Source organism: Nocardioides sp. LHD-245, assembly GCF_030929495.1.
Classification (GTDB): Bacteria; Actinomycetota; Actinomycetes; order Propionibacteriales; family Nocardioidaceae; genus Nocardioides.
This window is the reverse complement of record NZ_JAVFWN010000013.1, coordinates 67,383-88,153: the sequence shown is the minus strand read 5'-3', so window position 1 is coordinate 88,153 and position 20,771 is coordinate 67,383. Positions and strand designations below refer to the sequence as shown.

Genomic DNA, 20,771 nt, shown 5'->3' with positions numbered 1-20,771 from the left:
TCTGTCATCCTAGAGGCATGTCCGCCTCCGTCCATGATGCCGCCGCCGGTCCCGACTGCGCAGCGGACGGCCCGCCCGCACCGGCGAACGGGTCGTCGACGCGTGCGGGCGTCGGTCTCGTCGTCGCCGTCCTGCTGGTCGCCTTCAACCTGCGACTGGCGATCACGTCGCTCGGCGCCCTGCTCGACGAGCTGCGCGACCTCGGCGTCTCCCCCGCGACCCAGGGCCTGCTGACCTCCCTGCCCGTCCTCTGCTTCGCCGTCGTCGGTGCGACGGCGATGGCGGTCACCCGGTGGATCGGCGTCGACCGCGGCCTGGTCGGCGCCCTCGGCCTGCTCACGGTCGGCCTGGTGCTGCGCGCCGTGGACGGCACCCCGGCCCTCATCGCGGGCACGGCGGTCGCGTGCGCCGGCATCGCCCTCGCCAACGTCCTGGTCCCCGCGATCGTCAAGGAGCACTTCCCCCACCGGGTCGGCGTGATGACCGGCGCCTACACCACCGTGCTCTCGTTCGGGTCGGCGATCGGCGCCGCCGCGACCGTCCCGATCGCCAACGCCGCCGGCACCTGGCGCGTCGGGCTGGGCGTCTGGGCGCTGACCGCACTCGCCGCCGCACTCGCCTGGGCGCCGTACTGCCGCCGGAGCGACCCGCGTCGCGCCGACGTCCGCCGGATCTCCCTCTGGCGCAGCCCCACGGCCTGGGCGGTCACCGTGCTCTTCGGCGCCCAGTCGCTCTACGCGTACGTCATGATGAGCTGGCTGCCCAGTGTGTACGCCGGCGCGGGGTTCAGCGACGAGACCGCCGGGCTGCTGTTGGCGACGAGCATCACGATCGGCCTCCCGTTCTTCTTCCTCGCGCCGACCCTGGCGGTGCGGCTGCGCCAGCAGGGCCACCTGGTCCTCGTCCTCACCCTCCTCACGATGCTCGGCTGGGCCGGCCTGTGGCTCGCGCCCGCGGGCGGCGCCTGGCTCTGGGCGGCCCTGCTGGGGGCGGGCGGCGCGGTGTTCCCGGTGACGCTGTCGTTCTTCGCGATGCGCACGACGTCGACGGCCGAGACCGCCTCGCTGTCGGCGATGGCGCAGAGCATCGGCTACCTCATCGCCGCCGGTGGCCCGCTCCTCGTCGGCATCCTGCACGATGCCAGCGGCAGCTGGCGGCTCCCCTGCGCCCTGCTCGTCGGGATCGGCGCGGTCCAGATCGGCGCCGGGTACGTCGCGGGGCGGCCGGTGCGGATCAGCGCCAGCCGCTTGTAACTAAGGGTTACAGCATGGTTATCCACCACATCCGTCCCACCAGTCCCAAATCGCGTACGTAACACTTAGTTACAAGCGGCTCAGCGCGCCGACCAGGACGTCGAGAGCCCGATCCAGCTCCTCGTCGGTCGGGCCCCCGAAACCCACGACGAGGCCGCTGAGCCGTGCGGTGCGGCAGTAGTCGCGCAGCAGGTTGACCCGGAAACCGGCGCGCTCGGCGGCGGCGCGGGCCCGGACCGCGCGGGCGTGCGGCAGCAGCCAGGTGGAGTACATCCCGGCGACCGGCCCGGCCAGCTCGGCGTACGGGGACAGCGCCGCGACCACCCGCGGCGCCCGCTCGGCGTACACCCGCCGGGCGGAGCGGACCACGGCGTCGACGTACCCGTCGCGGAGCAGGGTGACCAGCGCACGCTGCACCGGCCACGGCGGCGCGTCGTGGGTGAGCGCCCGGTGCTCGTCGACGGCGTCGAGCAGCTGGTCGGGCACGACCGCCCAGCCCAGGCGCAGGGAGGGCAGGATCGCCTTCGAGGCGGTGCCGAGGTAGACCACCCGAGCGCGGTCGAGCGAGGCGAGCGCGGGCACCGGCGCGACGTCGTAGCGGAACTCGGAGTCGTAGTCGTCCTCGACCACGAGCGCGTCGTCGCGGCGGGCGGTCGCCAGCAGGCGCAGTCGCTCGGCCGCGGGCAGCACCCGGCCGAGCGGGTGCTGGTGGGCCGGGGTGACGTACGCCGCCGCGCAGCCCGCCAGGTCGGTGATCGGGGCGAGCGCGGGCAGGTCCCGGACCGGCCGGCCGGATCCGCGCACCGTGGCGAACGCGGCGCGGTAGCCGGGGTCCTCCAGGGCGACCGCCCCGGGTGGCAGCACCGCGAGCAGGTGGCGCAGTCCGGCGGCGGTGCCGCCGGTGAGCCGGACCCGGTCGGCGTCGACGGCGAGCCCGCGGGTGCGCCCCAGCCGCTCGGCGAGGAGCGCACGCAGCTCGGGCAGACCGCGCGGGTCGTCGTAGCCGCGCGGCGGCGTGGCCGCCGACACCTCCCGCCAGGCCCGTCGCCACACGGCCTGATGGCGAGGATCGATCCAGGGGGTGCCGGCGTCGAGCATGACCAGCGCCCGCTCCGGCGCCGGGGTACGCCGGCGGCCGGGTGCCGCGCGGTGGCCGGTCGTGCCGTCGGCGACCCAGGTGCCGGAGCCCTGTCGCGCCTCGAGCCAGCCCTCGGCGAGGAGCTGGTCGAAGGCCTGGGCGACGACCGCGCGGGAGACGCCGAGGTCGGCGGCGAGGCGGCGGGTCGCGGGCATCCGGTCCTGCCGGGCGAGGGCGCCGTCGAGCACCAGCTGGCGGACCTGGTCGGCGAGCTGGGTGCCGAGCGGGCGTGGGTCGGCGCGGTCGAGCCGGACGGGAAGCACGATTGGCCTGTCTGAATGGGCAGGAACTGGCCCGTGTGCACAGGCCACTTGTCGGTCACGATGGTGCCATGACCCCGCGGACCACGCAGCCTCCGGCGCCCCTGGAGCCCCTGGAGCCCTCCGACCGCACCCGGGTCCGGCGCGGCCGCAACCGCGCGGTGGCCGACCGGGCCGAGCTCCACGCGCTGCTGCGCGGCGCCCTGATCGCTCACCTCGGGGTGACCGTCGGCGACCATCCCGTGGTGCTGCCGACGGCGTACGCGATCGACGTCGACGGTCCGGACCAGGGCGGCACGCTCTACGTCCACGGCTCCGTCGCGGCCCGCTGGCTGCGGGAGTCCGCCGACGCGACGGTGTGCGTCACGGTCACCGAGCTCGACGGCCTGGTCGCGGCCCGCTCCGCCTTCCACCACTCGATGAACTACCGCTGCGCCGTCGTGATCGGCCGGGCCCGGACCGTCGAGGACCCCGCGGAGCGCCGTCGTGCCCTCGACCTGATCGTGGACCACATGATCCCCGGCCGTGCCGCGACGCTGCGCCCGAGCACCCGCAAGGAGCTGGCCGCCACCGCCGTGCTCGCCGTCCCCCTCCACGAGGCGTCGGTGAAGGCCCGCGGCGGCGACCCCGTCGACGACCCGGAGGACGTCGAGGCCGGTGTCTGGGGCGGTCACCTCCCGGTCCGCCAGGTCGTCGGCGCCGCCGTGCCCGCGGCCGACAACCTGCCGGGGGTCGGCGTCCCGGCGGACGTGCGCTCACGGAGCCTCTGAGCGACCGAGCCCCGACTCGATAGCGAACACCACCAGCTGCGCGCGGTCGCGGGCCTGCAGCTTGACCATGGCCCGGCTGACATGGGTCCGGACGGTGTCGGGACTGACCACGAGCGCCTGCGCGATCTCGCCGTTCGACCGGCCGGTGGCGACCCAGCCGAGGATCTCGCGCTCCCGCTCGGTGAGGTCGCCGATCCGCGGGTGCGGACGGGCGGGCCGGCGCGCCCCGAAGTGGTCGATCACGGTGCGGGTGACCGACGGCGCGAGCAGCGAGCCGCCGTCGGCGACGACGCGGACCGCGTCGAGGATCGCGGTCGGCTCGGCGTCCTTGAGCAGGAAGCCGCTGGCACCGTGGCGCAGCGCCTCGAAGACGTACTCGTCGAGCTCGAAGGTCGTCAGCATCACCACCCGCACCGCGGCCAGCGCCGGGTCGGCCGCGACCTCGGCGAGCAGACCGAGCCCGTCGAGGACGGGCATCCGGATGTCGCAGAGCACCACGTCGGGCCGGGTACGACGGACCAGGGCCATCCCCTCGCGTCCGTCGGCCGCCTCGCCGGCGAGCTCCAGGTCCGGCTCCGCCGCGACCAGGGTCGCCAGGCCCATCCGGACCAGCGGCTGGTCGTCGACCAGCGCGACCCGGATCGGGGCGCTCATCGGGGCAGCACCGCGCTCACCTCGAAGCCGCCGTGCTCCAGCGGTCCGGCCCGGAAGGTGCCGCCGACCGCGGTCACCCGTGTCCGCATGCCGCCGATGCCCATGCCCTCATCCTGCACCGCCCCACCGCGCCCGTCGTCGCAGACGCGGAGGGCGAGGGTGCCGGATCCGGCCTCCCAGGCGATCGTCGCGGCGCCGGCGCCCGCATGGCGCAGCACGTTGGTCAGCGCCTCCTGCACCACCGCGTAGGCGACCTCGCCCGCCCGCGGCGGCAGGGTCGCGAGATCGGCCGGGTCGCCGATCACCTCGACCGGCAGGCCGGCGGCCCGGATCCGGTCCACCAGGGCCGGGATCGCCTCGACCCCGGCGACGGGTCGCCGGGGAGCGGGCTCCCCCGCGATCGTCGCCAGCTCGGTCCGGAGCGCGTCGAGCGCCTCCCGGCTGGTCGCGCGGATCGCCTCGAGGCTGCTGCGCGCGGCAGCCGGGTCCCGGTCGAGCACGTGCAGCGCGACCCCGGCCTGCATGGCGATCACCGCGAGCCCGTGGCCGACGCCGTCGTGCAGGTCCTGGGCCATCCGCAGCCGCTCCTCGGTCGCCGTCCGCTCGACCCGCTCGGCACGCGCCTCGAACCGGTTGCGGGTCGCGGTCGCGACCGCTCCCGCCGCCAGCACGATGCCGACCATCCCGATCGCCTGCCACAGGCTCTTGTGCGGCTCGTCGGCGTGCCACTCCCACCGCGCCCAGAGCCCGGCGGCGAGCAGCCCGACACCCACCAGCGCGCCCGGCAGCCAGCGCGCGACCGGGACCGCCGCGGCGATCAGGAAGGTCACGACCGGCAGCGCGAGGAAGACCGGGCCGTCGGCGTACCCGAGGGCGAAGTAGAGCCCGCAGAGCGCGCCCGACGCCGTCAGCGCGATCCCGGCGAGCCGGCCCGGCAGCGGCGGCAGCACCGCCGGCAGCGTGGCGACGACGACGAGGAGCACGCCCAGCGCCACCGGATGGGGGACGTCGTTCTTGCCGTTGGACGCCGCGGTGCCGAGCAGCACGATGACGAGCACGGCCCACGGCCACCAGGAGCGGTGGGCCCGGGTCAGCTCGGCGACCGACGGGTGCATCCCGGCGAGCGCACGGGCGTGCGCGGTCGGGCGGCCGGTCGGACTGCCGGTCTGGCGGCCGGTCGGGCTGCCGGTCGGGCTGCCGGTCGAGTGGGTCATGCAGCGAGGCTAGAGCGCCGCGGTCCCGGAGGCGTACGACGACGGGCGCCGTCGCCGTACGCAGAACTGCGTAGGTCACCGCCTCCGCACGGCGGACGCGCGAACGGCCGCGACCGACGACGGTGGAGGCATGACAGCGAACACACCGGTGGCGAGCACCGACAAGCTCACGAAGGTCTACGGCGACCGGGTCGCCGTCGACAAGGTCACGATGACCGTGCGGCGCGGCGAGGTCTACGGCTTCCTCGGCCCCAACGGGGCCGGGAAGACCACGACCCTGCGGATGCTGCTCGGGCTGGTCCGGCCCACCTCCGGCACCGCCAGCATCACGACGGGTCCGGGCCACGTGTCGGTCGGCGCGCTCATCGAGGGCCCCGGCTTCCACCCGTACCTCTCCGGACGCGCCAACCTCCGGGTGCTCGCCCGGCACCGGGGCCAGTCCGACGCCGAGGTGGAGCGGGTCCTGGCGCGGGTGGACCTCGCCGCGCGCGGCGACGACCGGTTCAAGGGGTACTCCCTCGGGATGAAGCAGCGCCTCGGCGTCGCGGCCGCGCTGATGGGCGACCCCGAGCTGATCATCCTCGACGAGCCGACCAACGGCCTCGACCCGGCGGGCATGGCCGACATGCGCGCGCTCGTGGTCGACCTCGCCCGCGGCGGCCAGACGGTCCTGCTCTCCAGCCATCTGCTGGCGGAGGTCCAGGAGATCTGTCACCGGGTCGGCGTGATCGACGACGGCCGGCTGCTCCGGGAGTCCACCGTGGCCGAACTGCGCGGCGGCGTCTCCCTCCGGATCCGGGCCACCCCCGAGCCGGAGGCACTGGCGGTCGCGATGCGGCTCGCCGGCGACGACGGCGTACGCCGCGAGGCCGACGGCGCACTGCTGCTGACCCTGCCCGCGGACCGGGCCCCCGACGTCGCCCGCGCGCTGGTCGGCGCCGGGGTCGACGTCCATGAGATCACCGCTGCCGAGCGCAGCCTCGAAGAGGTCTTCTTCGAGATGACGAGCCAGAAGGAGGCCGTGCGATGAGTACGACGACCGCCACCGTCCGCAGCACCCGGGCCGAGCTGATGCGCCTGCGCGCCTGGCCGGCCGTGTGGATCACCCTGGGCGCCTGGCTGGTGCTGAGCGTGATGTTCGGCTACCTGTTCACCTATCTGTCCTACACCAGCGGCGACCCGGGCTTCGCCGACGAGGGCACCACCCAGGCGCAGCAGCTGGCCCGGATGATGCCGGACGCCGTGCCCAACGTCTTCCTGCAGGGCATGCCGATGTTCGGCGGTGCGCTGATGATGGTGCTCGGCGCCCTCGTCGCCGGGAACGGCTACGGCTGGGGCACCTGGAAGACCCTCTTCTCGCAGGGCGTGCGCCGCACGCCCGCCCTGCTCGGCTCCGTGGCCGCGCTCACCGCGGTCGTGGTCGGCACCCTCGTGGTCACCTTCGGGCTCGACCTCGGCATCTCCCTGGTCATCGCCGCGAGCGAGTCGCAGGACGTGGTGATGCCCTCCCTCGGCTCGGTGGGCGAGGCCGCCGGCGCCGGCTTCCTGGTGCTCGAGATGTGGGCCCTGCTCGGCTTCCTGCTCGGCACCCTGGCTCGTGGCCCGGCCCTCTCCGTGGGCCTCGGCCTGGTGTGGGCGCTGGTCGTCGAGAACCTGCTCCGTGGCGTCGGCCAGCTGCTCGGCTGGGTCGAGAGTCTCACCGAGGTGCTACCCGGCACCTCCGCCGGCTCCCTCATCGGTGCCGTGATCGGGATCGACCCGACCTCGGGCGACCAGACCCCCGGCGTCCTCGACACCGTCCCCGCCGACCGGGCCGCGATCACCGTCGCCGTCTACGTCGTGCTCGCGGTCGTCACCAGCATCGCCCTGGTCCGGCGCCGCGACGTGGCCTGAGCCTGCGCCCGGTCCGGGCGGATCAGCCCTGCTGGTCGTGCAGCCGCAGCTGCAGGGCCAGCAGGAGCCGGTCGTCGGGGTCGGCCAGGTCGTAGCCGGCGACGGACTCCAGCCGCCCGATCCGGTAGCGGACGGTGTTCTGGTGTGTCGTCAGCGCCTGCGCGGCCGGACCGTACTCGCCATGGAAGCGCAGCCAGACCCGCGCGGTCTCCAGCAGGTCGATGTTGCTCCGGTCGTCGTAGGCGACGAGTGCGCGGAACCGCTCGTCGTCGAGGAGCGAGGGCCGGGGCAGGGCCTCGAGGCACTCGGCGAGCAGCACGGTGGTCCGGTCACTGTCGAGGGTGACGACCGGCCGCGCGGCCGAGGGAGCCGTCCGGGCGCAGACCCGCTCGATCTCGGCGCGGGCGGCGCGCACCGAGCCGGCCGAGACCGACGAGCTCACGGCAGCCCGGAAGCCGGCGTGCCGCTGGCTCTGGAGATGGGCGACCGTCCGCTCGGCCCAGGCGACATCGCGGGTCGCGTCGGCCGGACCGGGGGCGAGGACGTAGAGCCGCCCGGCATACGGCGCCACCATCGCCTGCTCCGCCAAAGACACCGCCCGCATGCTGAGCAGTGCGACCGCCTCGGACGACACCAGCCACGCGGACGCCAGATCGTCGTCGACCGCCTCGAGTCCGATCAGCGCGAAGCTGGCGGGCTCGCGCACCCGCAGTTGGGGGACGTCGTCGCCGGGCCCGGGCCCCTCCGGCGCCAACAACCGCTGGACCAGCTCGGTGCTCACGGAGTGGATCTGCCGGGCCTGGCTGACCAGCCGCGCGGCGTACCGCGAGGCACCGACGAGATGGTCCTCGAGCTCGGGGCCGAACGGGACGTCGGTCTCCTGCGCCCAGATGGTGCCGAGGTAGACCCCCGTCCTGGGGTCGGCCATCCCGATGCCGAGGCGGCGGCGCACGTCGCCGGCCTCCGGCAGCTCGACGACGTTGCCGGGGACGCGGAGACGGTCGTAGACCCGCTCGGCGCGCAGTTGCTCGACGTGCCACTGTGGTGGCTCCCGGCCGAGGATCGCGAGCCGCCGGATCGGGTCGGCGTGGTCGCTGTAGGGCGAGAAGGCCATCACCCGGGCCCGCTCGTCCTCGATCGAGATGAGCGTCCCGGTCGCGACCCCGAGGGCCTGGGCGACGTCGAACAGGTCGGTGTGCTCGGCCAGTGCGCGGCTGAACCGCGAGCTGCCCGCGTCGTGGCGGCGGGGCTCACCGACCACCCGGAGCGCCTCGGCCAGCAGCGCGGACCACTCCGGGCCGCGCGGGACGACGACGACCGCACCGCCCAGCAGCGCATCGGGAACCGGGACGCCCGGCTCACGCAGCAGGATCGCACCCGGCGCCCGGGCGACCAGGTCGTCGACCAGCGCGCCGAGCTGGCCGGGCGTGTCTCCCGTGAGGACGAGCAGCCCGGCGCCGGTCTCCTCGGGCAGCGGCTCCGCGGCCAGATCGGCGGCGTCGACGATGACGTGGGTGCGCACCGCGAGCTCGGGATCCGCACGTCCGAGCAGGCGCACGCCGGTGATCAGGCGCAGTGCGTGGACGAGGTCGCGCAACGAGGCCGACACCGCCGGCGACAGCCCGGCGGACTGCGGAAACACGTCCGACACAGGCATGGAAGATCCTCAAAGACCGCACTGGATTCTCTGAAGGATCCTACATGGACTGATCAGATCGCGGCTCCCTACGGTGGGGACACCCGGTAGCCCGACGCCGGACCGAGACCCACGGGAGCCCGTCATGTCGAACACCTCCACTCTGCGCCGCCGGATCGGCGGGCTCGCCCTCGCCGCGCTCACCGCGACCACGGCGCTGACGGGCTGCTCCTCCAGCGACGATGCCGGGGACGGTGGCGACGGCGGGGGCGGCTCCACCCTGGTCATCCCCCAGCAGGTCGGCGTCCCGCCGTACAGCTACCTCGACGACAAGGGCGAGTTGGCCGGCCTCCTCCCCGACCTGTCCACCGCACTCGGCGAGGCGCTGGGCCAGAAGGTGGAGAACGAACAGGCGTCGTTCGAGAACTCGCTGCTCGGGCTGCAGCGCGGCACCTACGCGTGGGTACCGGGCGTCGACGTCACCGCCGAGCGACTGGAGAAGTTCGACTTCGCCACCAACCTGATCGAGAGCTACGGCTTCCGGGTCAAGGCCGGCGGCATCGACATCGGCGACACCATGGACGACCTGTGCGGGCTGTCGATCGCCGTCACCGCCGGGTCCAGCCCGGTGCCGGTGCTGCAGGACCTGTCGAAGACCTGCAAGGAGGAGGGCAACGGCGCGATCGACGTGCAGACGTTCGCCGACCAGGCCACCGCCGACCTCGCCGTCAAGAGCGGCCGGGCCGACGCGGTCACGGCCACCAGCAGTGGCCTCGCCTACCAGGTGACCACCGAGCCCGACGTCTGGAAGATCACCGGCCCGATCTACCAGGCGATCGACATCGGGTTCGCCGTGATGAAGGGCGACGACATGGCCGAGAAGCTCGTCGAGGCCACCGACGAGATCATCGCGAACGGCACCTATGCCGACATCCTCGCCACGTACGGCGCCGAGAAGATGGCCGTCGACGCGTCGGTGCTCAACCCCGAGCCCGCATCGTGACCGAGACCATGGCCGACCCGGGTCGCGACGCGGCCGCGCCGGATCCCGCCGAGCCGGCGTCCCGGGGCACCGGCGCGGCGTGGGACGAGCATCTGGCGCAGCTCGCCGCGATCCCCCATGCGCGACGGCTCCACCTGCTCCGGGCGCTGCTCGCCGTCGTCCTGGTCGCCGCGAGCGTGCGGCTGGTGTGGAGCATCGTGGAGAACCCCGCCTTCGAGTGGGCCACAGTCCGCTCGTACTTCTTCTCCGACCCGGTGCTGACCGGCCTGCAGAACACGATCACGCTGACCGCACTGTCGATGGCCCTGGCCCTGGTGGTCTCCGTGCTGATCGCCAACATGCGACTCTCGGACAACCCGGTGCTGCGCGCCGCGGCCGGCGTCTACGTGTGGTTCTTCCGCTCGATCCCCCTACTGGTGCTGCTCATCCTCTGGTTCAACATCTCGTTGATCTACCCGACCTTCAGCATCCCCCTGCCCGGCGGCGGATGGTCCTGGGAGACCCGCGACTTGATGACGGCGTACTGGTCGGCGGTCCTGGCTTTCGGCCTCCAGCAGGCGGCCTACACCTCGGAGATCATCCGCGCCTCGCTGCTTGCGGTGCCCGCCGGGCAGCGCGAGGCGGCGCTCGCGCTGGGCATGCCGCCGGGTCAGATCTTCCGGAGGATCGTCTTCCCCCAGGCGATGAAGATCGCGGTGCCGCCGGTGAGCAACGACCTGATCAACCTGCTCAAGGCGACCGCACTGGTGGCCTTCATCTCCGTGCCGGACCTGCTCTACTCCGTGCAGCAGATCTACAACCGGACCTTCGAGGTCGTGCCCCTGCTCATGGTGGCCACCGTCTGGTACATGATCCTGGTCAGCGTGCTCTCGCTCGGCCAGTTCTACCTCGAGCGATGGCTCGGGCGATCGGCTGTCGCGCGGGTGAGTCCGCGTGCCCGGGCAGCGAGGAGCACGACATGACCACCCTGGCGACGACCCCGACCGGCGGACAGCTCGACGGCCCCCTGATCAGCGCCCGCGGGATCAGCAAGTCCTTCGGCGGGCACCAGGTGCTGCACGACGTGTCGCTCGACGTACGCCGGGGCGAGGCGGTCTGCCTGCTCGGTCGCTCCGGCAGCGGGAAGAGCACCTTCCTGCGCTGTCTCAACCTCCTGGAGCGCGCCGAGCAGGGCATCGTGATGCTCGACGGCGAACTGCTGGGCCATCACGTGCGGCGCGGCCGGGTGCACCGCCTGCCGGCCCGCAGGGAGGCGGTGCAGCGCCAGCAGCTGGGCATGGTCTTCCAGCAGTTCAACCTGTTCGCCCACAAGACCGTGCTGGAGAACGTCATCGAAGCGCCGGTGAAGGTCGCCGGCCGGTCCCGGCGGGAAGCCGGCGCCGACGCAGTGGGCCTGCTGGAGCGGGTGGGCCTCGCCGAGAAGGTGGACGCCTACCCGGGCCAGCTCTCCGGCGGCCAGCAGCAGCGGGTCGCGATCGCCAGGGCCCTGGCGATGCGCCCGAAGGCGCTGCTCTTCGACGAGCCGACCTCGGCGCTGGATCCGGAGATGGTCAACGAGGTGCTCCAGGTGATCCGCGACCTCGTCGTGGGCGGCATGACCACGATCATCGTCACCCACGAGGTCGGCTTCGCCCGCGAGGTCTGCGACCGGTTCGCGTTCCTCCAAGAGGGTCGCATCGTCGAGGAGGGACCGGCCCGCCGGCTCGCCGAGGGCGCCGAGCACCCCGCCACCCGGGACTTCCTCAGCAAGGTCCTCTGACCTCCGGCCCGCTGTCCAGCGGCTCCCCGCACCCGCCCGTCACTCACCCATCCAGCCACCCCCAGCCACACCCGGCTCAACCCAGCCCAGAGAGGCACCAACCCATGTCATCGGGAGGCGCGAGCATGCCCTCATCCACCCCCAGCGGCTTCCGGGTCGCCGTCATCGGCGGCGGTTTCGCCGGCATCGCCGCCGCCCGTGAGCTGCACCGCCGTGGGTACGCCGTCACCGTCTTCGAGTCCGGCGACGGCCCCGGCGGCACGTGGCGGGTCAACCGCTTCCCCGGCGTCGAGGTCGACACCCCGGCCCTCATGTACTCCTACTCCTTCGCGCCCGGCGCGTGGAGCCGTGAGTTCCCCGGCGGCGCGGAGCTGCGCGCGTACCTCGAGCGGGTCGCCCGCACGTCAGGCCTGCTGCCCCTGTTCCGCTACGGCTGCCGGGTGACCCGACTGGTCTGGGACGAGTCGGGCGCGAGCTGGTCAGTGACCGCGCAGGACGTGGCGACCGGGGCGGACGAGACCGAGACGTTCCGCGCGGTCGTCTCCGCGGTCGGTCTGCTCAACGTGCCCCGTCACCCCGACTGGCCGGGCCGCGCCGACTACACCGGCGAGATCTTCCACACCGCCGAGTGGCCCGCCGACCTGGATCTCGCCGGCCGCCGGGTCGCCGTGGTCGGCACCGGCTCCACCTCCGCGCAGGTCGTCGCCGAGCTCGCCGGCGTGGCCAGCCACCTCACGGTCTTCCAGCGCCAACCGGGCTGGGTGGACCCCAAGGTCGGTCGGGTGTACGACGATGCCGAGCGCGCCCGGCTGCGGCACCCGGTGCACCGCCGGATCGCGCGGTGGCGGCTGTTCCTCGGCCTCGAGCGCCGTTGGCTGGGAGGCCGGATCATCCGCCCCGGCAGCGACGTCGACACCACCCTCGTCGACGCCTGCCGCCGCTATCTCGACGAGGTCTTCGCCGACCATCCCGAGCTGAAGGCCCACCTGACCCCCACGTCGGCGTACCTCGGCAAGCGCGCGGTGCACTCCTCGACGTTCTACCCGGCGCTGCTGCGCGAGGACGTCACCCTGGTGCCCCGTGCCGTGGTCGGCATGCACGAGAAGGGACTGGTCGACGCGAGCGGCGAGGAGCACGTCGCGGACGTCGTCGTCACGGCGACCGGATTCCGGGCCGCGGAGTTCCTCGGCGGCATCGAGGTCGTGGGCCGCGGGGGCACCGTCCTCGCCGAGAAGTGGGGCGACGACCCGATGGCCTTCCTCGGCATCACCGTCGACGAGATGCCCAACCTGTTCCTGCTCTACGGCCCCAACACCAACTGGTACGCCCCGGTGTTCGGCATGGAGAAGCAGGCGCTGTTCATCGGCCGCACCCTCGATGAGCTGCGCCGTCGTGGCGCCCGCTCCGTCGAGGTCAAGGCGTCGTACGTCGCCGCGCTCAACCGCTGGCTGAAGCGACGGCTGGACGCCAGCTCGTTCGCGCAGACACCCAACTACTTCCGCTCACCCTCCGGGCGGGTGGTCACCCAGTGGCCCGACGGGGCATCGGTCTACTGGCTGCTCAGCCGAGTGCTGTGGAAGCGGTCTGCCCGCTTCGAGTGACCGGGGCGCCTTCACAGCACCGTCAGAGCAGCTTGCCGAAGCACCGTGACAGCGGGGCATCCTGGTAGAACCCGAAGCCGTCGATCTCCTCGTAGCCGGCGCTGCGGTACAGGCCGATCGCCTCCGGCTGCCGCAGGCCGGTCTCGAGGACGACCAGGTCGTGCCCGGCGCCGCGCGCCGTGTCCTCCAGCTCGGCCAGCATCGCCCGGGCGAAGCCCCGTCCCCGCCGCTCGGCGACCACGAACATCCGCTTCACCTCGACCGCGCTGGCGCCGCCCAGCACCCGCACCTCCGACCGGCGCCAGGCGCCGGTCGCGACCGGGTCGGCGCCGTCGTACCCGACCAGGAAGAGGCCCTCCGGCAGGTCGAAGCCGGCCGGGTCGACGGGGCTCTCGTCGGGCGAGCCGTACCTCTCGACGTACTCCTGCTGGACCCGGGCGACGAGTGCGGCGGCGTCGGGGTGCAGGTAGCCGACGGTGCGGAGGTCGAGGGAGGGCTGCATGGCGAAACCGATTGAACAGGGCCGTGCGGGGCCTGTCACAATGGGGACATCTCTGACAGCGTCGTCAGCCTGTCCTCTCTGCCTGTGCCGATCGAGAAGGTTGACCACGTGACCGACATCCAGATCCCCGCCGAGCTCAAGCCCGCCGACGGCCGCTTCGGCGCCGGGCCCTCGAAGATCCAGACCAGCCACCTCGACGCGCTGGCCGCGACCGGCGACACACTGATGGGCACCTCGCACCGCCAGGCGCCGGTCCGCAACGTCGTCGGCCGGGTGCTCCAGGGCCTCGGCGACCTGTTCCCGGTGCCCGACGGCTACGAGGTCGTGCTCGGCAACGGCGGTGCCACGGCGTTCTGGGACATCGCGGCGTTCGGGCTGATCGAGAAGAGGTCGCAGCACCTCACCTTCGGTGAGTTCTCCAGCAAGTTCGCCTCCTCGGTCAAGGCGGCGCCGTGGCTCGACGCGCCGTCGGTCATCGCATCCGACCCGGGCACCCGGCCGGTCGCGGTCGCCGAGGCGGGCGTCGACGTCTACGGCTGGGCGCACAACGAGACCTCCACCGCCGTGATGGCGCCGGTGGTCCGGCCCGAGGGCGTCGACGACGGCGCCCTCGTCCTCATCGACGCCACCTCGGGCGCCGGCGGCCTCCCCGTCGACCTGCTGGAGAGCGACGTCTACTACTTCGCCCCGCAGAAGAGCTTCGCCTCCGACGGCGGCCTGTGGTTCGGCGTGTTCAGCCCGGCGGCGATCGAACGCGCCGAGCGGATCGCGGCCTCCGACCGCTACATCCCGCCGTTCTTCAACCTCAAGACGGCCATCGACAACAGCCGCCTCAACCAGACCTACAACACCCCGTCGGTCGCCACGCTCTTCCTGATGGCCGAGCAGCTGGACTGGATGAACGGCCAGGGCGGCCTCAAGGGCATGGTCGAGCGGACCACCGCGTCGTCGGACGCGCTCTACGGCTGGGCCGAGCGCACGTCGTACACGACCCCGTACGTCGCCGACCCGGCGCACCGCTCGCTGGTGATCGGCACCATCGACTTCGACGACGCGATCGACGCCGCCGAGGTCGCGAAGGTGCTGCGGGCCAACGGGATCGTCGACACCGAGCCCTATCGCAAGCTGGGCCGCAACCAGCTGCGGATCGCGATGTACCCGGCGATCGACCCCGCCGACGTCGAGGCGCTGACGGCGTCCATCGACCACGTCGTCGGTCGCCTCTGACGCACCGCCGTCAGCGTCCGCGCCGGGACCTGCGCCGGGCCCGCCGCGCGAGCGCCAGGAGCAGGTCCCGCGCGGACGCGTCGTCGAGGGTGGTCGTCGTACGACGCCGCTCGGCGAGCCGGGCGACCTTGCGCTCCAGCCGGCGCACCTTCCGCGCCGCGCGCTCCTCGACCTCGTCGACGGCGAGCCGGGCGACGGTGTCGGCGAACCAGCCCGCCGAGACCACCGTCACCTGGTCCGGCGCGGTGGTCTCCACCGGATGATCCGCGGGGTCGACCAGGAGATGGGCCGGGTCGCCGACGACCGTCGCGGCGGAGGCCTCCAGCGCGGCGATCGACTCGCGGGCCTGCTCGTTGATCCGTTCGGCCGCCCACCGCGGCACCCGGACCTTCGCGGTGCCGGCCCCGCTGGGCGGCGCGTCGCCCATCCGGCGCGCGGTACGACGCAGCACGCGCGTCCACAGCTCGCCGTCCTCGCCACCGCGCCCGTTGGCGAGGTTGAAGTGGCGCAGCATCTCGATCTCGGGGTACGGCGGCGACGAGTTGAGCACCGGCTGGAGCTCCAGCACCCCGTCGATGCCCAGCAGGCTCTCGAAGGTGCGGTGGTTGAGCATCCGGTCGCCCGGGTCACCCGGGTCTCCGCAGACGAAGACCAGCCGGTCCTCGCCGAACCGCCGCCCCCACGACGCGATGATCGCGGCGGGGTCGTAGCGCCGGATGTTCGCGGCATGCGGGTGAGCGGGGTCGAGGACGCCGGCCAGCCACTCCTCGAACGACTCGAGACCACCGCGCCGCAGCGCCTGCTGCCAGATCGAGGGCAACAGCGCGGCCACCGGCCGCAGCGTCACCACGACGGTGGCCTCGCCGCCCAGCCGGTCGCCGATCCAGGCCACCCGATCGGGTGCCGCGCCGCTGAAGCCCTCGCTCGACAGGACGACGTGGGCCGCGGTCGACGTACGGAAGTCCTCGGCCAGGCGGTCCCAGCGCCGCTCGAGGCGCGCGGTGTCGCCGGTCGCGGTGCCGGCGGCGAAGCGTGCGGCCGACAGCGGGTTGGCGCCCCTGCTGACGTAGTCGACGCCCCGCCGGCCCAGTTCCTCGCGCGCCGCGTGGAAGGAGGCCTGCAGGGCCGAGGTCCCGGTCTTGGGGAGTCCGATGTGGAGGATGCGGGACCCGGCGGGCAATGGTGCGGGCAGATCCACCCTGCGCATGGGAGACGGCTCCTCGCTCGACGGACGGGACGGTCCGTCACCCTATCCGAGCGGGGATCAGCCCCCGTCAGGCGTAGGTGTCGACCCGGCGCGCACCGAGCGCCACGAACAGCTCGGTGCGGGCCGGACCCCGGATGGCGCCCGGAGCGGCCAGGGCCCCGGCGACGGCGCGCTCAAGGTCCCGGTGCTCCTGGAAGTGCCGCAACGCGGCACGACGCCACTCCTCGATGTCCGGCCCCATGCCCGGCATCGAGGCCGACCCACCGCGCGCACGGGCCAGCCAGCCCGCGCAGAGGAGGGCGAACGCCAGCAACAGGACTGCGGTGATCAGCTCCAGCGGCATCGTCGGCTCCCTTCGGTGGATCGGTGCCTGACCAACGACGCCCCGGTCCCGAGGTGACGACCCCGGCCCGAAATCGGGACCCGGTCCCGGGTCCGCACCGACCCGGCGCATCTGAACGCCTGAGAGGCATCGACCCGGCGCGTTTGAACGCGCCGGGTCGATGGCCGCCGGGTCCGGCCTACAGCCGGCCCGCGATGAGGTCGTACGCCGATCGTCCGAAGGCGACCATCCGCGCCAGCTCCACGTCGGTGGGCGTGCCGCGCAGGGTCTCGAGCGCCGCGTCGACGGCGTCGTCCTTGGGCCAGCCGTAGACGCCGGCACTCACCAGGGGGAAGGCGACCGAGCGGGCACCGAGCTCGTCGGCCACCGCGAGCGCACGGCGGTAGCAGGAGGTGAGCAGCGAGCGGTCGGTCTCGCCGGCCTTGCGGTTGGGCCCGACGACGTGGATCACCCAGCGGGCGGGCATCAGGCCGGCCGTGGTCCAGCCGGCGTCACCGGTGGCCAGGCCGTCGGGGAACCGGCGCAGGCAGTCGGCGAGCACCGCCGGCCCGCCGGCCGCGTGGATCGCGCCGTCCACCCCGCCGCCGCCACGCATCGCCCGGTTGGCGGCGTTGACCACGGCGTCGAGGTCCTGCGCGGTGATGTCGCCCTCGACGACCTCGATCTCCATCAGTCGACCGTACGGAGCCGCACCGTGCACGGTCCACCCTCGACCAGACCCTCGGCCATGCGCACCGCCTTCTTCACGGGCAGCACGAAGGTCCTCTCCTCGGCGCTGGGGAAGACCGAGGTGCGCCACGTGCTGCCGCCCACCGTCACCTCGACCCGCACGCTGCCGAACCCCTTGCGCGGCCCGGCCTCGTCGATCAGGTCGGAGACCTCGAACGGCAGGCTCACGAAGAACCAGGCGCCGCCGGTCTCCTCGTCGCGCGCCTGCCAGCGCCACAGCTCGGCGGTGAACTCGTGCTCGGTCACGGGTCGATCGTCCCACCGGCCGCCGATCAGTGGTCCCTAGCCCGAGAGCAGGCGCAGCGTCGCCCGCTCCAGGGCGGCCTGACGCGCGTCGACGTCGTCGTACCGGCGCCGGACGGCGGCCCGGATCGTCTGGCCCTCCTCGTAGGCGTCCATCACCCGCGGGTCGACGTACGCCGAGCGCGCGAGCGCGGGAGTGTTGCCCAGGAACTCCGCGACCTCGCGCATCGCGGCCGCCACGGCGCGCTTGCGGGCGGTCTTCGAGGCGTCCGGCCCGGGCGCCTCGGCGAGCGCCGCCGCGGCCAGCACGGTGCCGTGCCAGGTGCGGAAGTCCTTCGCGGTGGCCTCGAGGCCGCTCACCTCCCGCAGGTAGCCGTTGACCTCGGTGCCGGTGACGTCGAGCAGTCGCAGGTCGGCCCGCCGGCGCCGACGACGCCGGTCGAGGGCGCGCACCGCCACCGGATCGTCGACCTCGACATGATGCTCGATGCCGGACTTCCCGGTGAACGCGAAGACGAGCACGTCTCCGGAGCGCCGCACGTGCCGGCGTTCGAGCGTGGTGAGGCCGAAGGAGCCGTACTCCTCGGCGTACACGTCGTTGCCGATCCGGAAGCAGCCCAGGTCGATCAGCCGGACCGCGAGGGCGCAGGTCGCGCGCGATCCCAGGCCGTCGTCGGCGAGGTCGGCGAGCACCCGCTCGCGCACCCGCGGCAGCCGACGTCCGAATCGCACCACCCGGGCGTGCTTCTCCGCGGCCCGCCGCTCCACCCAGTCCGGGTGGTAGAGGTACTGCCGCCGCCCCGCCGCGTCGACGCCCACCGCCTGGAGGTGGCCGTTGGGGCGCGGGCAGATCCACACGTCGGTCCACGCCGGGGGGATCACCAGTGCCTTGCACCGAGCCGCGTCCTCCGGCGGCAACGGGCGCCCGTCGAGCCCGAGATGGACGAACCCGCGTCCCGCCCGGCGCCGGGTCCAGCCCGGCTCGTCGGGGGAGGTACGACGCAGCCGGGCCACGTCGGACAGGTGCCCGGAACCGGCCGGCTCAGTCCCTCGGGCGCAGCGAGCGCAGCAGCACGCCCACGATCACGATCCCCGCGACCCCGCCCAGGGCCCACGGCCACAGGGAGCGCTCGTCGTCGGCCGGGACCGCGGACCGCTCACTGTCGGCGTTCGGCGACGCCGGAGGCGACGCGTCGGACGGTGAGGCGGTCGGTGAGGCGGACGGCGCGTCGAACGGCAGCTCGACGCGCAGCACCTCGGCGCCCTCGCCCTCCGAGCTCAGCAGCACCTCGCCGGTCTCGCTGATCGCGAGTCCCTCGCCCTGCGGCTGGCTCGGCAGGTCGACCTGCGCGACGCGCTCCAGCCCGGGCCAGGTGTAGACGGCGGCCTGGCCGTAGTTGCGCAGCACGAGATGCCGTCCGTCCGGGTGGAAGCTACCGTCGGTGGCGATGCCGAGCACCTGGTCGACGGCGGTCAGCTCGTTGGGCCCGTCCGGGTCGAGCCGCTCGGGGGCGGCGTACAGGCGTCCGATGAACTCCTTGGCGACGACGTACAACCGCCCGGTCGCGGGGTCGGCGAGCAGCGTCTCGGCGTCGTGGGGTCCGTCGGGATAGACCAGCTCGTACGTCGGCGCGTCGACCTCGCGCTCGCCGCGGCCGAACGGCACCCGGGCCACCTCGACGTGGTCGCGCGACCCCAGGTTGTCGCCGATGTCGCCGACCCACACCTCCCCGTCGCCGGCGGGGGCGAGGGCCTCGATGTCGCGCGCCTCGCCCGGCCAGCGGGTGGTCCCGACCGTGTCGCCGGTGGCGGGGTCGACCGTGAAGATCCGGTTGCCGTCGCCCGAGTCGTTGACCGTGACGACCAGGCCGTCGCGGGCGACCAGGCCGCTGGACTCGGTGATCTCGGGATCGGTGAACCGGAACACCGGCTCCCCGGGTGCCGGCTCGACGGCGGCGCCCGGCGCGAGGAACCCGATCGCGAAGGGCACCGCGAGCACCAGCCCGGCGAGCAGGTTTCTCACCCGCGCGGCTCCGCCAGCAGGGCGCCCAGCCGGGGACTGATGCCCCAGGCGGCCACCAGGTCGTCGTACTCCGCGCCGTCGCCGGGCTTCCCGGTCCGCACCGCGCGCAGCAGCGTGTTGCGCGGCGTGTGCCGGCTGTCGACGAACTCCATCACGTCGACCCGGTAGCCCTCACGCCGCAGCAGCAGCGCGCGCAGGGTGTCGGTGAGGGTGTCGGCGAAGCGCTCGCGCAGGATCCCGTCACGCACGAGGGAGGCGTACGGCGCCGGGGCGGGTGCCGTGCGCAGCTGGGCCGCGATGTCGTGGTGGCAGCACGGGGCCGCGAGGACCAGTGGCGCGGCCCAGCCGACGGCGCGAGCGAGCGCGTCGTCGGTGGCGGTGTCGCAGGCGTGCAGGGCGAGCACCACGTCGGGCGCCTCGTCGAGGACCGCGTCGCCGATGGTGCCGGCGACGAAGGTGGCCTCGATGCCCAGGGTCCGCGCAACCGAGGCGTTGTGGTCGCGCGACTGCTCCTTCACGTCGACCCCCGTCAGCCGGACCGGCAGGCCGCGGCGCTCGCTGAGGTAGCGCTGCGCGGTGAAGGTGAGATAGCCGTTGCCGCAGCCGAGGTCGACCACGCGCAACGGGTCGGCCCCGGTCGGGGTACGCAGGTGCCCCTTGGCGATCGCGTCGGCGACCGAGCGGTCGAGGATGCGCAGGAAGTCCTCGACCTGGCGGTACTTCGCCATCCGGCTGGGCTTGATCCGGCCCTGGGCGTCCGCGAGCCCGAGCGCCGCGAACACCGGGTCGTCCTCGGGCAGCAGCCGCTCCTTGGCCCGGTCGTGGCTCCGCTCGACCGGCGCCTCGCTCTTCCGGGCGGTCGTGTGCACCGCGGCGTCGCCCTTCTTGGTCACCCGCAGGCTCAGCTGCCGCTCGGCGGTCTCGACCGTCCAGTTGCCGAACGGCTCGGCCAGCAGTGCGTCGACCGCCTCCTCGGCCGCGCCGCCGCGCGCGTGGTTGGCGGTGTGAGCCTGCGTGGCGTCGTACCGGACGACCTGGAGATGGCGCCCCGCCTTGAGATCCACCCAGCGCAGCTCGACCCGGCGCCACGGGGGCGCGGCGGACCGGCGGCGGCCCGAGCCGACAGCCCGGACCAGGCGGTCCTCGGCCAGCAGGTCCGCCCGGACCCGCGCCAGGCCCTCGTCGAGCGGCTGGGTGCTCATCGGACGCTCACTTGAGGAGAGCCGCCACGATCACGATGAGCAGGAGCGCCACCAGCGCGGCCGGGATGATCAGGCGGCGGTGGCGTGGGTTCACCCGTCGATGGTAGACGGGCG

The 20,771-nt window shown here is 73.7% G+C and carries 21 protein-coding genes; 9 read left to right on the top strand and 12 right to left on the bottom strand.

Annotation, left to right across the window (positions count from 1 at the left end):
* Window positions 1-17 precede the first annotated feature (17 nt).
* Window positions 18-1,253 (top strand): MFS transporter, encoded by a 1,236-nt coding sequence (locus RB608_RS19405; protein ID WP_308089696.1) that lies wholly within the window; start codon window positions 18-20, stop codon window positions 1,251-1,253.
* 69 nt (window positions 1,254-1,322) lie between these two features.
* Here RB608_RS19405 and RB608_RS19400 read toward each other — a convergent pair whose 3' ends face one another.
* Entirely contained in the window at window positions 1,323-2,654 is a 1,332-nt protein-coding gene (locus tag RB608_RS19400) for a PLP-dependent aminotransferase family protein (RefSeq protein ID WP_308089695.1), read from the bottom strand.
* A 68-nt stretch (window positions 2,655-2,722) separates the two neighbouring features.
* Between RB608_RS19400 and RB608_RS19395 the strand changes: the two genes are divergently transcribed.
* Entirely contained in the window at window positions 2,723-3,421 is a 699-nt protein-coding gene (locus RB608_RS19395; RefSeq protein ID WP_308089694.1) for a pyridoxamine 5'-phosphate oxidase family protein, read from the top strand.
* On the opposite strand, the gene RB608_RS19390 is transcribed toward RB608_RS19395, so the two are convergent.
* A complete protein-coding gene (locus RB608_RS19390) occupies window positions 3,407-4,075 on the bottom strand; it encodes a response regulator transcription factor (protein WP_308089693.1) in 669 nt (222 codons plus the stop codon). The genes RB608_RS19395 and RB608_RS19390 overlap by 15 nt on opposite strands.
* A complete protein-coding gene (locus RB608_RS19385) occupies window positions 4,072-5,289 on the bottom strand; it encodes a sensor histidine kinase (protein WP_308089692.1) in 1,218 nt (405 codons plus the stop codon). Before RB608_RS19385 ends, RB608_RS19390 begins: the two co-directional genes overlap by 4 nt.
* A 130-nt stretch (window positions 5,290-5,419) precedes the next feature.
* Here RB608_RS19385 and RB608_RS19380 point away from each other — a divergent pair, with 130 nt between their 5' ends.
* Together RB608_RS19380 and RB608_RS19375 are read left to right on the top strand one after the other, a co-directional pair.
* A complete protein-coding gene (locus RB608_RS19380; protein ID WP_308089691.1) occupies window positions 5,420-6,319 on the top strand; it encodes an ABC transporter ATP-binding protein in 900 nt (299 codons plus the stop codon).
* Window positions 6,316-7,182 (top strand): ABC transporter permease, encoded by an 867-nt coding sequence (locus RB608_RS19375; protein ID WP_308089690.1) that lies wholly within the window; start codon window positions 6,316-6,318, stop codon window positions 7,180-7,182. The genes RB608_RS19380 and RB608_RS19375 overlap by 4 nt, the downstream gene beginning before the upstream one ends.
* Before the next feature lie 22 nt (window positions 7,183-7,204).
* Here RB608_RS19375 and RB608_RS19370 read toward each other — a convergent pair whose 3' ends face one another.
* A complete protein-coding gene (locus tag RB608_RS19370) occupies window positions 7,205-8,839 on the bottom strand; it encodes a helix-turn-helix domain-containing protein (protein WP_308089689.1) in 1,635 nt (544 codons plus the stop codon).
* A gap of 124 nt (window positions 8,840-8,963) precedes the next feature.
* Here RB608_RS19370 and RB608_RS19365 point away from each other — a divergent pair, with 124 nt between their 5' ends.
* The 4 genes from RB608_RS19365 to RB608_RS19350 all read left to right on the top strand — a co-directional run bounded on the left by RB608_RS19365 (window position 8,964) and on the right by RB608_RS19350 (window position 13,181).
* Window positions 8,964-9,821: a transporter substrate-binding domain-containing protein gene (locus RB608_RS19365; RefSeq protein ID WP_308089688.1), complete on the top strand. Its 858-nt coding sequence runs from the start codon at window positions 8,964-8,966 to the stop codon at window positions 9,819-9,821.
* Window positions 9,818-10,783, top strand: coding sequence for an amino acid ABC transporter permease (locus RB608_RS19360; RefSeq protein ID WP_308089687.1), 966 nt, complete (start codon window positions 9,818-9,820; stop codon window positions 10,781-10,783). Before RB608_RS19365 ends, RB608_RS19360 begins: the two co-directional genes overlap by 4 nt.
* Window positions 10,780-11,580 (top strand): amino acid ABC transporter ATP-binding protein, encoded by an 801-nt coding sequence (locus tag RB608_RS19355; RefSeq protein WP_308089686.1) that lies wholly within the window; start codon window positions 10,780-10,782, stop codon window positions 11,578-11,580. The genes RB608_RS19360 and RB608_RS19355 overlap by 4 nt, the downstream gene beginning before the upstream one ends.
* A gap of 125 nt (window positions 11,581-11,705) precedes the next feature.
* A complete protein-coding gene (locus tag RB608_RS19350; RefSeq protein WP_308089685.1) occupies window positions 11,706-13,181 on the top strand; it encodes an NAD(P)/FAD-dependent oxidoreductase in 1,476 nt (491 codons plus the stop codon).
* 22 nt (window positions 13,182-13,203) lie between these two features.
* Here the strand turns inward: RB608_RS19350 and RB608_RS19345 are convergent, their stop codons facing one another.
* Window positions 13,204-13,683 carry a GNAT family N-acetyltransferase gene (locus tag RB608_RS19345; protein WP_308089684.1) on the bottom strand — a complete coding sequence of 160 codons (480 nt, stop codon included), beginning with the start codon at window positions 13,681-13,683 and terminating at the stop codon, window positions 13,204-13,206.
* Between the two features lie 108 nt (window positions 13,684-13,791).
* Between RB608_RS19345 and serC the strand changes: the two genes are divergently transcribed.
* Window positions 13,792-14,910: a phosphoserine transaminase gene (gene serC / locus RB608_RS19340; protein ID WP_308089683.1), complete on the top strand. Its 1,119-nt coding sequence runs from the start codon at window positions 13,792-13,794 to the stop codon at window positions 14,908-14,910.
* 10 nt (window positions 14,911-14,920) lie between these two features.
* Here the strand turns inward: serC and RB608_RS19335 are convergent, their stop codons facing one another.
* The 7 genes from RB608_RS19335 to RB608_RS19305 form a co-directional block, all read right to left on the bottom strand.
* Window positions 14,921-16,117, bottom strand: a complete 1,197-nt coding sequence (locus tag RB608_RS19335) for a hypothetical protein (RefSeq protein WP_308089682.1) — start codon at window positions 16,115-16,117, stop codon at window positions 14,921-14,923.
* Window positions 16,118-16,184: 67 nt separating this feature from the next.
* Window positions 16,185-16,460, bottom strand: coding sequence for a hypothetical protein (locus tag RB608_RS19330; protein WP_308089681.1), 276 nt, complete (start codon window positions 16,458-16,460; stop codon window positions 16,185-16,187).
* Window positions 16,461-16,638: 178 nt separating this feature from the next.
* On the bottom strand, window positions 16,639-17,133 hold the full coding sequence (locus tag RB608_RS19325) for a macro domain-containing protein (RefSeq protein ID WP_308089801.1): 495 nt from the start codon (window positions 17,131-17,133) through the stop codon (window positions 16,639-16,641).
* Window positions 17,130-17,435, bottom strand: coding sequence for a DUF1905 domain-containing protein (locus tag RB608_RS19320; protein ID WP_308089680.1), 306 nt, complete (start codon window positions 17,433-17,435; stop codon window positions 17,130-17,132). The genes RB608_RS19325 and RB608_RS19320 overlap by 4 nt, the downstream gene beginning before the upstream one ends.
* 36 nt (window positions 17,436-17,471) lie before the next feature.
* Window positions 17,472-18,446: a DNA topoisomerase IB gene (locus tag RB608_RS19315; RefSeq protein WP_308089679.1), complete on the bottom strand. Its 975-nt coding sequence runs from the start codon at window positions 18,444-18,446 to the stop codon at window positions 17,472-17,474.
* Between the two features lie 28 nt (window positions 18,447-18,474).
* Window positions 18,475-19,455 (bottom strand): hypothetical protein, encoded by a 981-nt coding sequence (locus tag RB608_RS19310; RefSeq protein ID WP_308089678.1) that lies wholly within the window; start codon window positions 19,453-19,455, stop codon window positions 18,475-18,477.
* Window positions 19,452-20,657 (bottom strand): SAM-dependent methyltransferase, encoded by a 1,206-nt coding sequence (locus tag RB608_RS19305; RefSeq protein WP_308089677.1) that lies wholly within the window; start codon window positions 20,655-20,657, stop codon window positions 19,452-19,454. The genes RB608_RS19310 and RB608_RS19305 overlap by 4 nt, the downstream gene beginning before the upstream one ends.
* Window positions 20,658-20,771: the final 114 nt, after the last annotated feature.

What these genes read in the sequence shown, in the direction of transcription:
- RB608_RS19405 (WP_308089696.1), top strand. Translation starts at nt 18, where the DNA reads ATGTCCGCCTCCGTCCATGATGCCGCCGCCGGTCCCGACTGCGCAGCG.
- RB608_RS19395 (WP_308089694.1), top strand. Translation starts at nt 2,723, where the DNA reads ATGACCCCGCGGACCACGCAGCCTCCGGCGCCCCTGGAGCCCCTGGAG.
- RB608_RS19390 (WP_308089693.1), bottom strand. Translation starts at nt 4,075, where the DNA reads ATGAGCGCCCCGATCCGGGTCGCGCTGGTCGACGACCAGCCGCTGGTC.
- RB608_RS19385 (WP_308089692.1), bottom strand. Translation starts at nt 5,289, where the DNA reads ATGACCCACTCGACCGGCAGCCCGACCGGCAGCCCGACCGGCCGCCAG.
- RB608_RS19380 (WP_308089691.1), top strand. Translation starts at nt 5,420, where the DNA reads ATGACAGCGAACACACCGGTGGCGAGCACCGACAAGCTCACGAAGGTC.
- RB608_RS19375 (WP_308089690.1), top strand. Translation starts at nt 6,316, where the DNA reads ATGAGTACGACGACCGCCACCGTCCGCAGCACCCGGGCCGAGCTGATG.
- RB608_RS19370 (WP_308089689.1), bottom strand. Translation starts at nt 8,839, where the DNA reads ATGCCTGTGTCGGACGTGTTTCCGCAGTCCGCCGGGCTGTCGCCGGCG.
- RB608_RS19365 (WP_308089688.1), top strand. Translation starts at nt 8,964, where the DNA reads ATGTCGAACACCTCCACTCTGCGCCGCCGGATCGGCGGGCTCGCCCTC.
- RB608_RS19355 (WP_308089686.1), top strand. Translation starts at nt 10,780, where the DNA reads ATGACCACCCTGGCGACGACCCCGACCGGCGGACAGCTCGACGGCCCC.
- RB608_RS19350 (WP_308089685.1), top strand. Translation starts at nt 11,706, where the DNA reads ATGCCCTCATCCACCCCCAGCGGCTTCCGGGTCGCCGTCATCGGCGGC.
- RB608_RS19345 (WP_308089684.1), bottom strand. Translation starts at nt 13,683, where the DNA reads ATGCAGCCCTCCCTCGACCTCCGCACCGTCGGCTACCTGCACCCCGAC.
- RB608_RS19335 (WP_308089682.1), bottom strand. Translation starts at nt 16,117, where the DNA reads ATGCGCAGGGTGGATCTGCCCGCACCATTGCCCGCCGGGTCCCGCATC.
- RB608_RS19330 (WP_308089681.1), bottom strand. Translation starts at nt 16,460, where the DNA reads ATGCCGCTGGAGCTGATCACCGCAGTCCTGTTGCTGGCGTTCGCCCTC.
- RB608_RS19305 (WP_308089677.1), bottom strand. Translation starts at nt 20,657, where the DNA reads ATGAGCACCCAGCCGCTCGACGAGGGCCTGGCGCGGGTCCGGGCGGAC.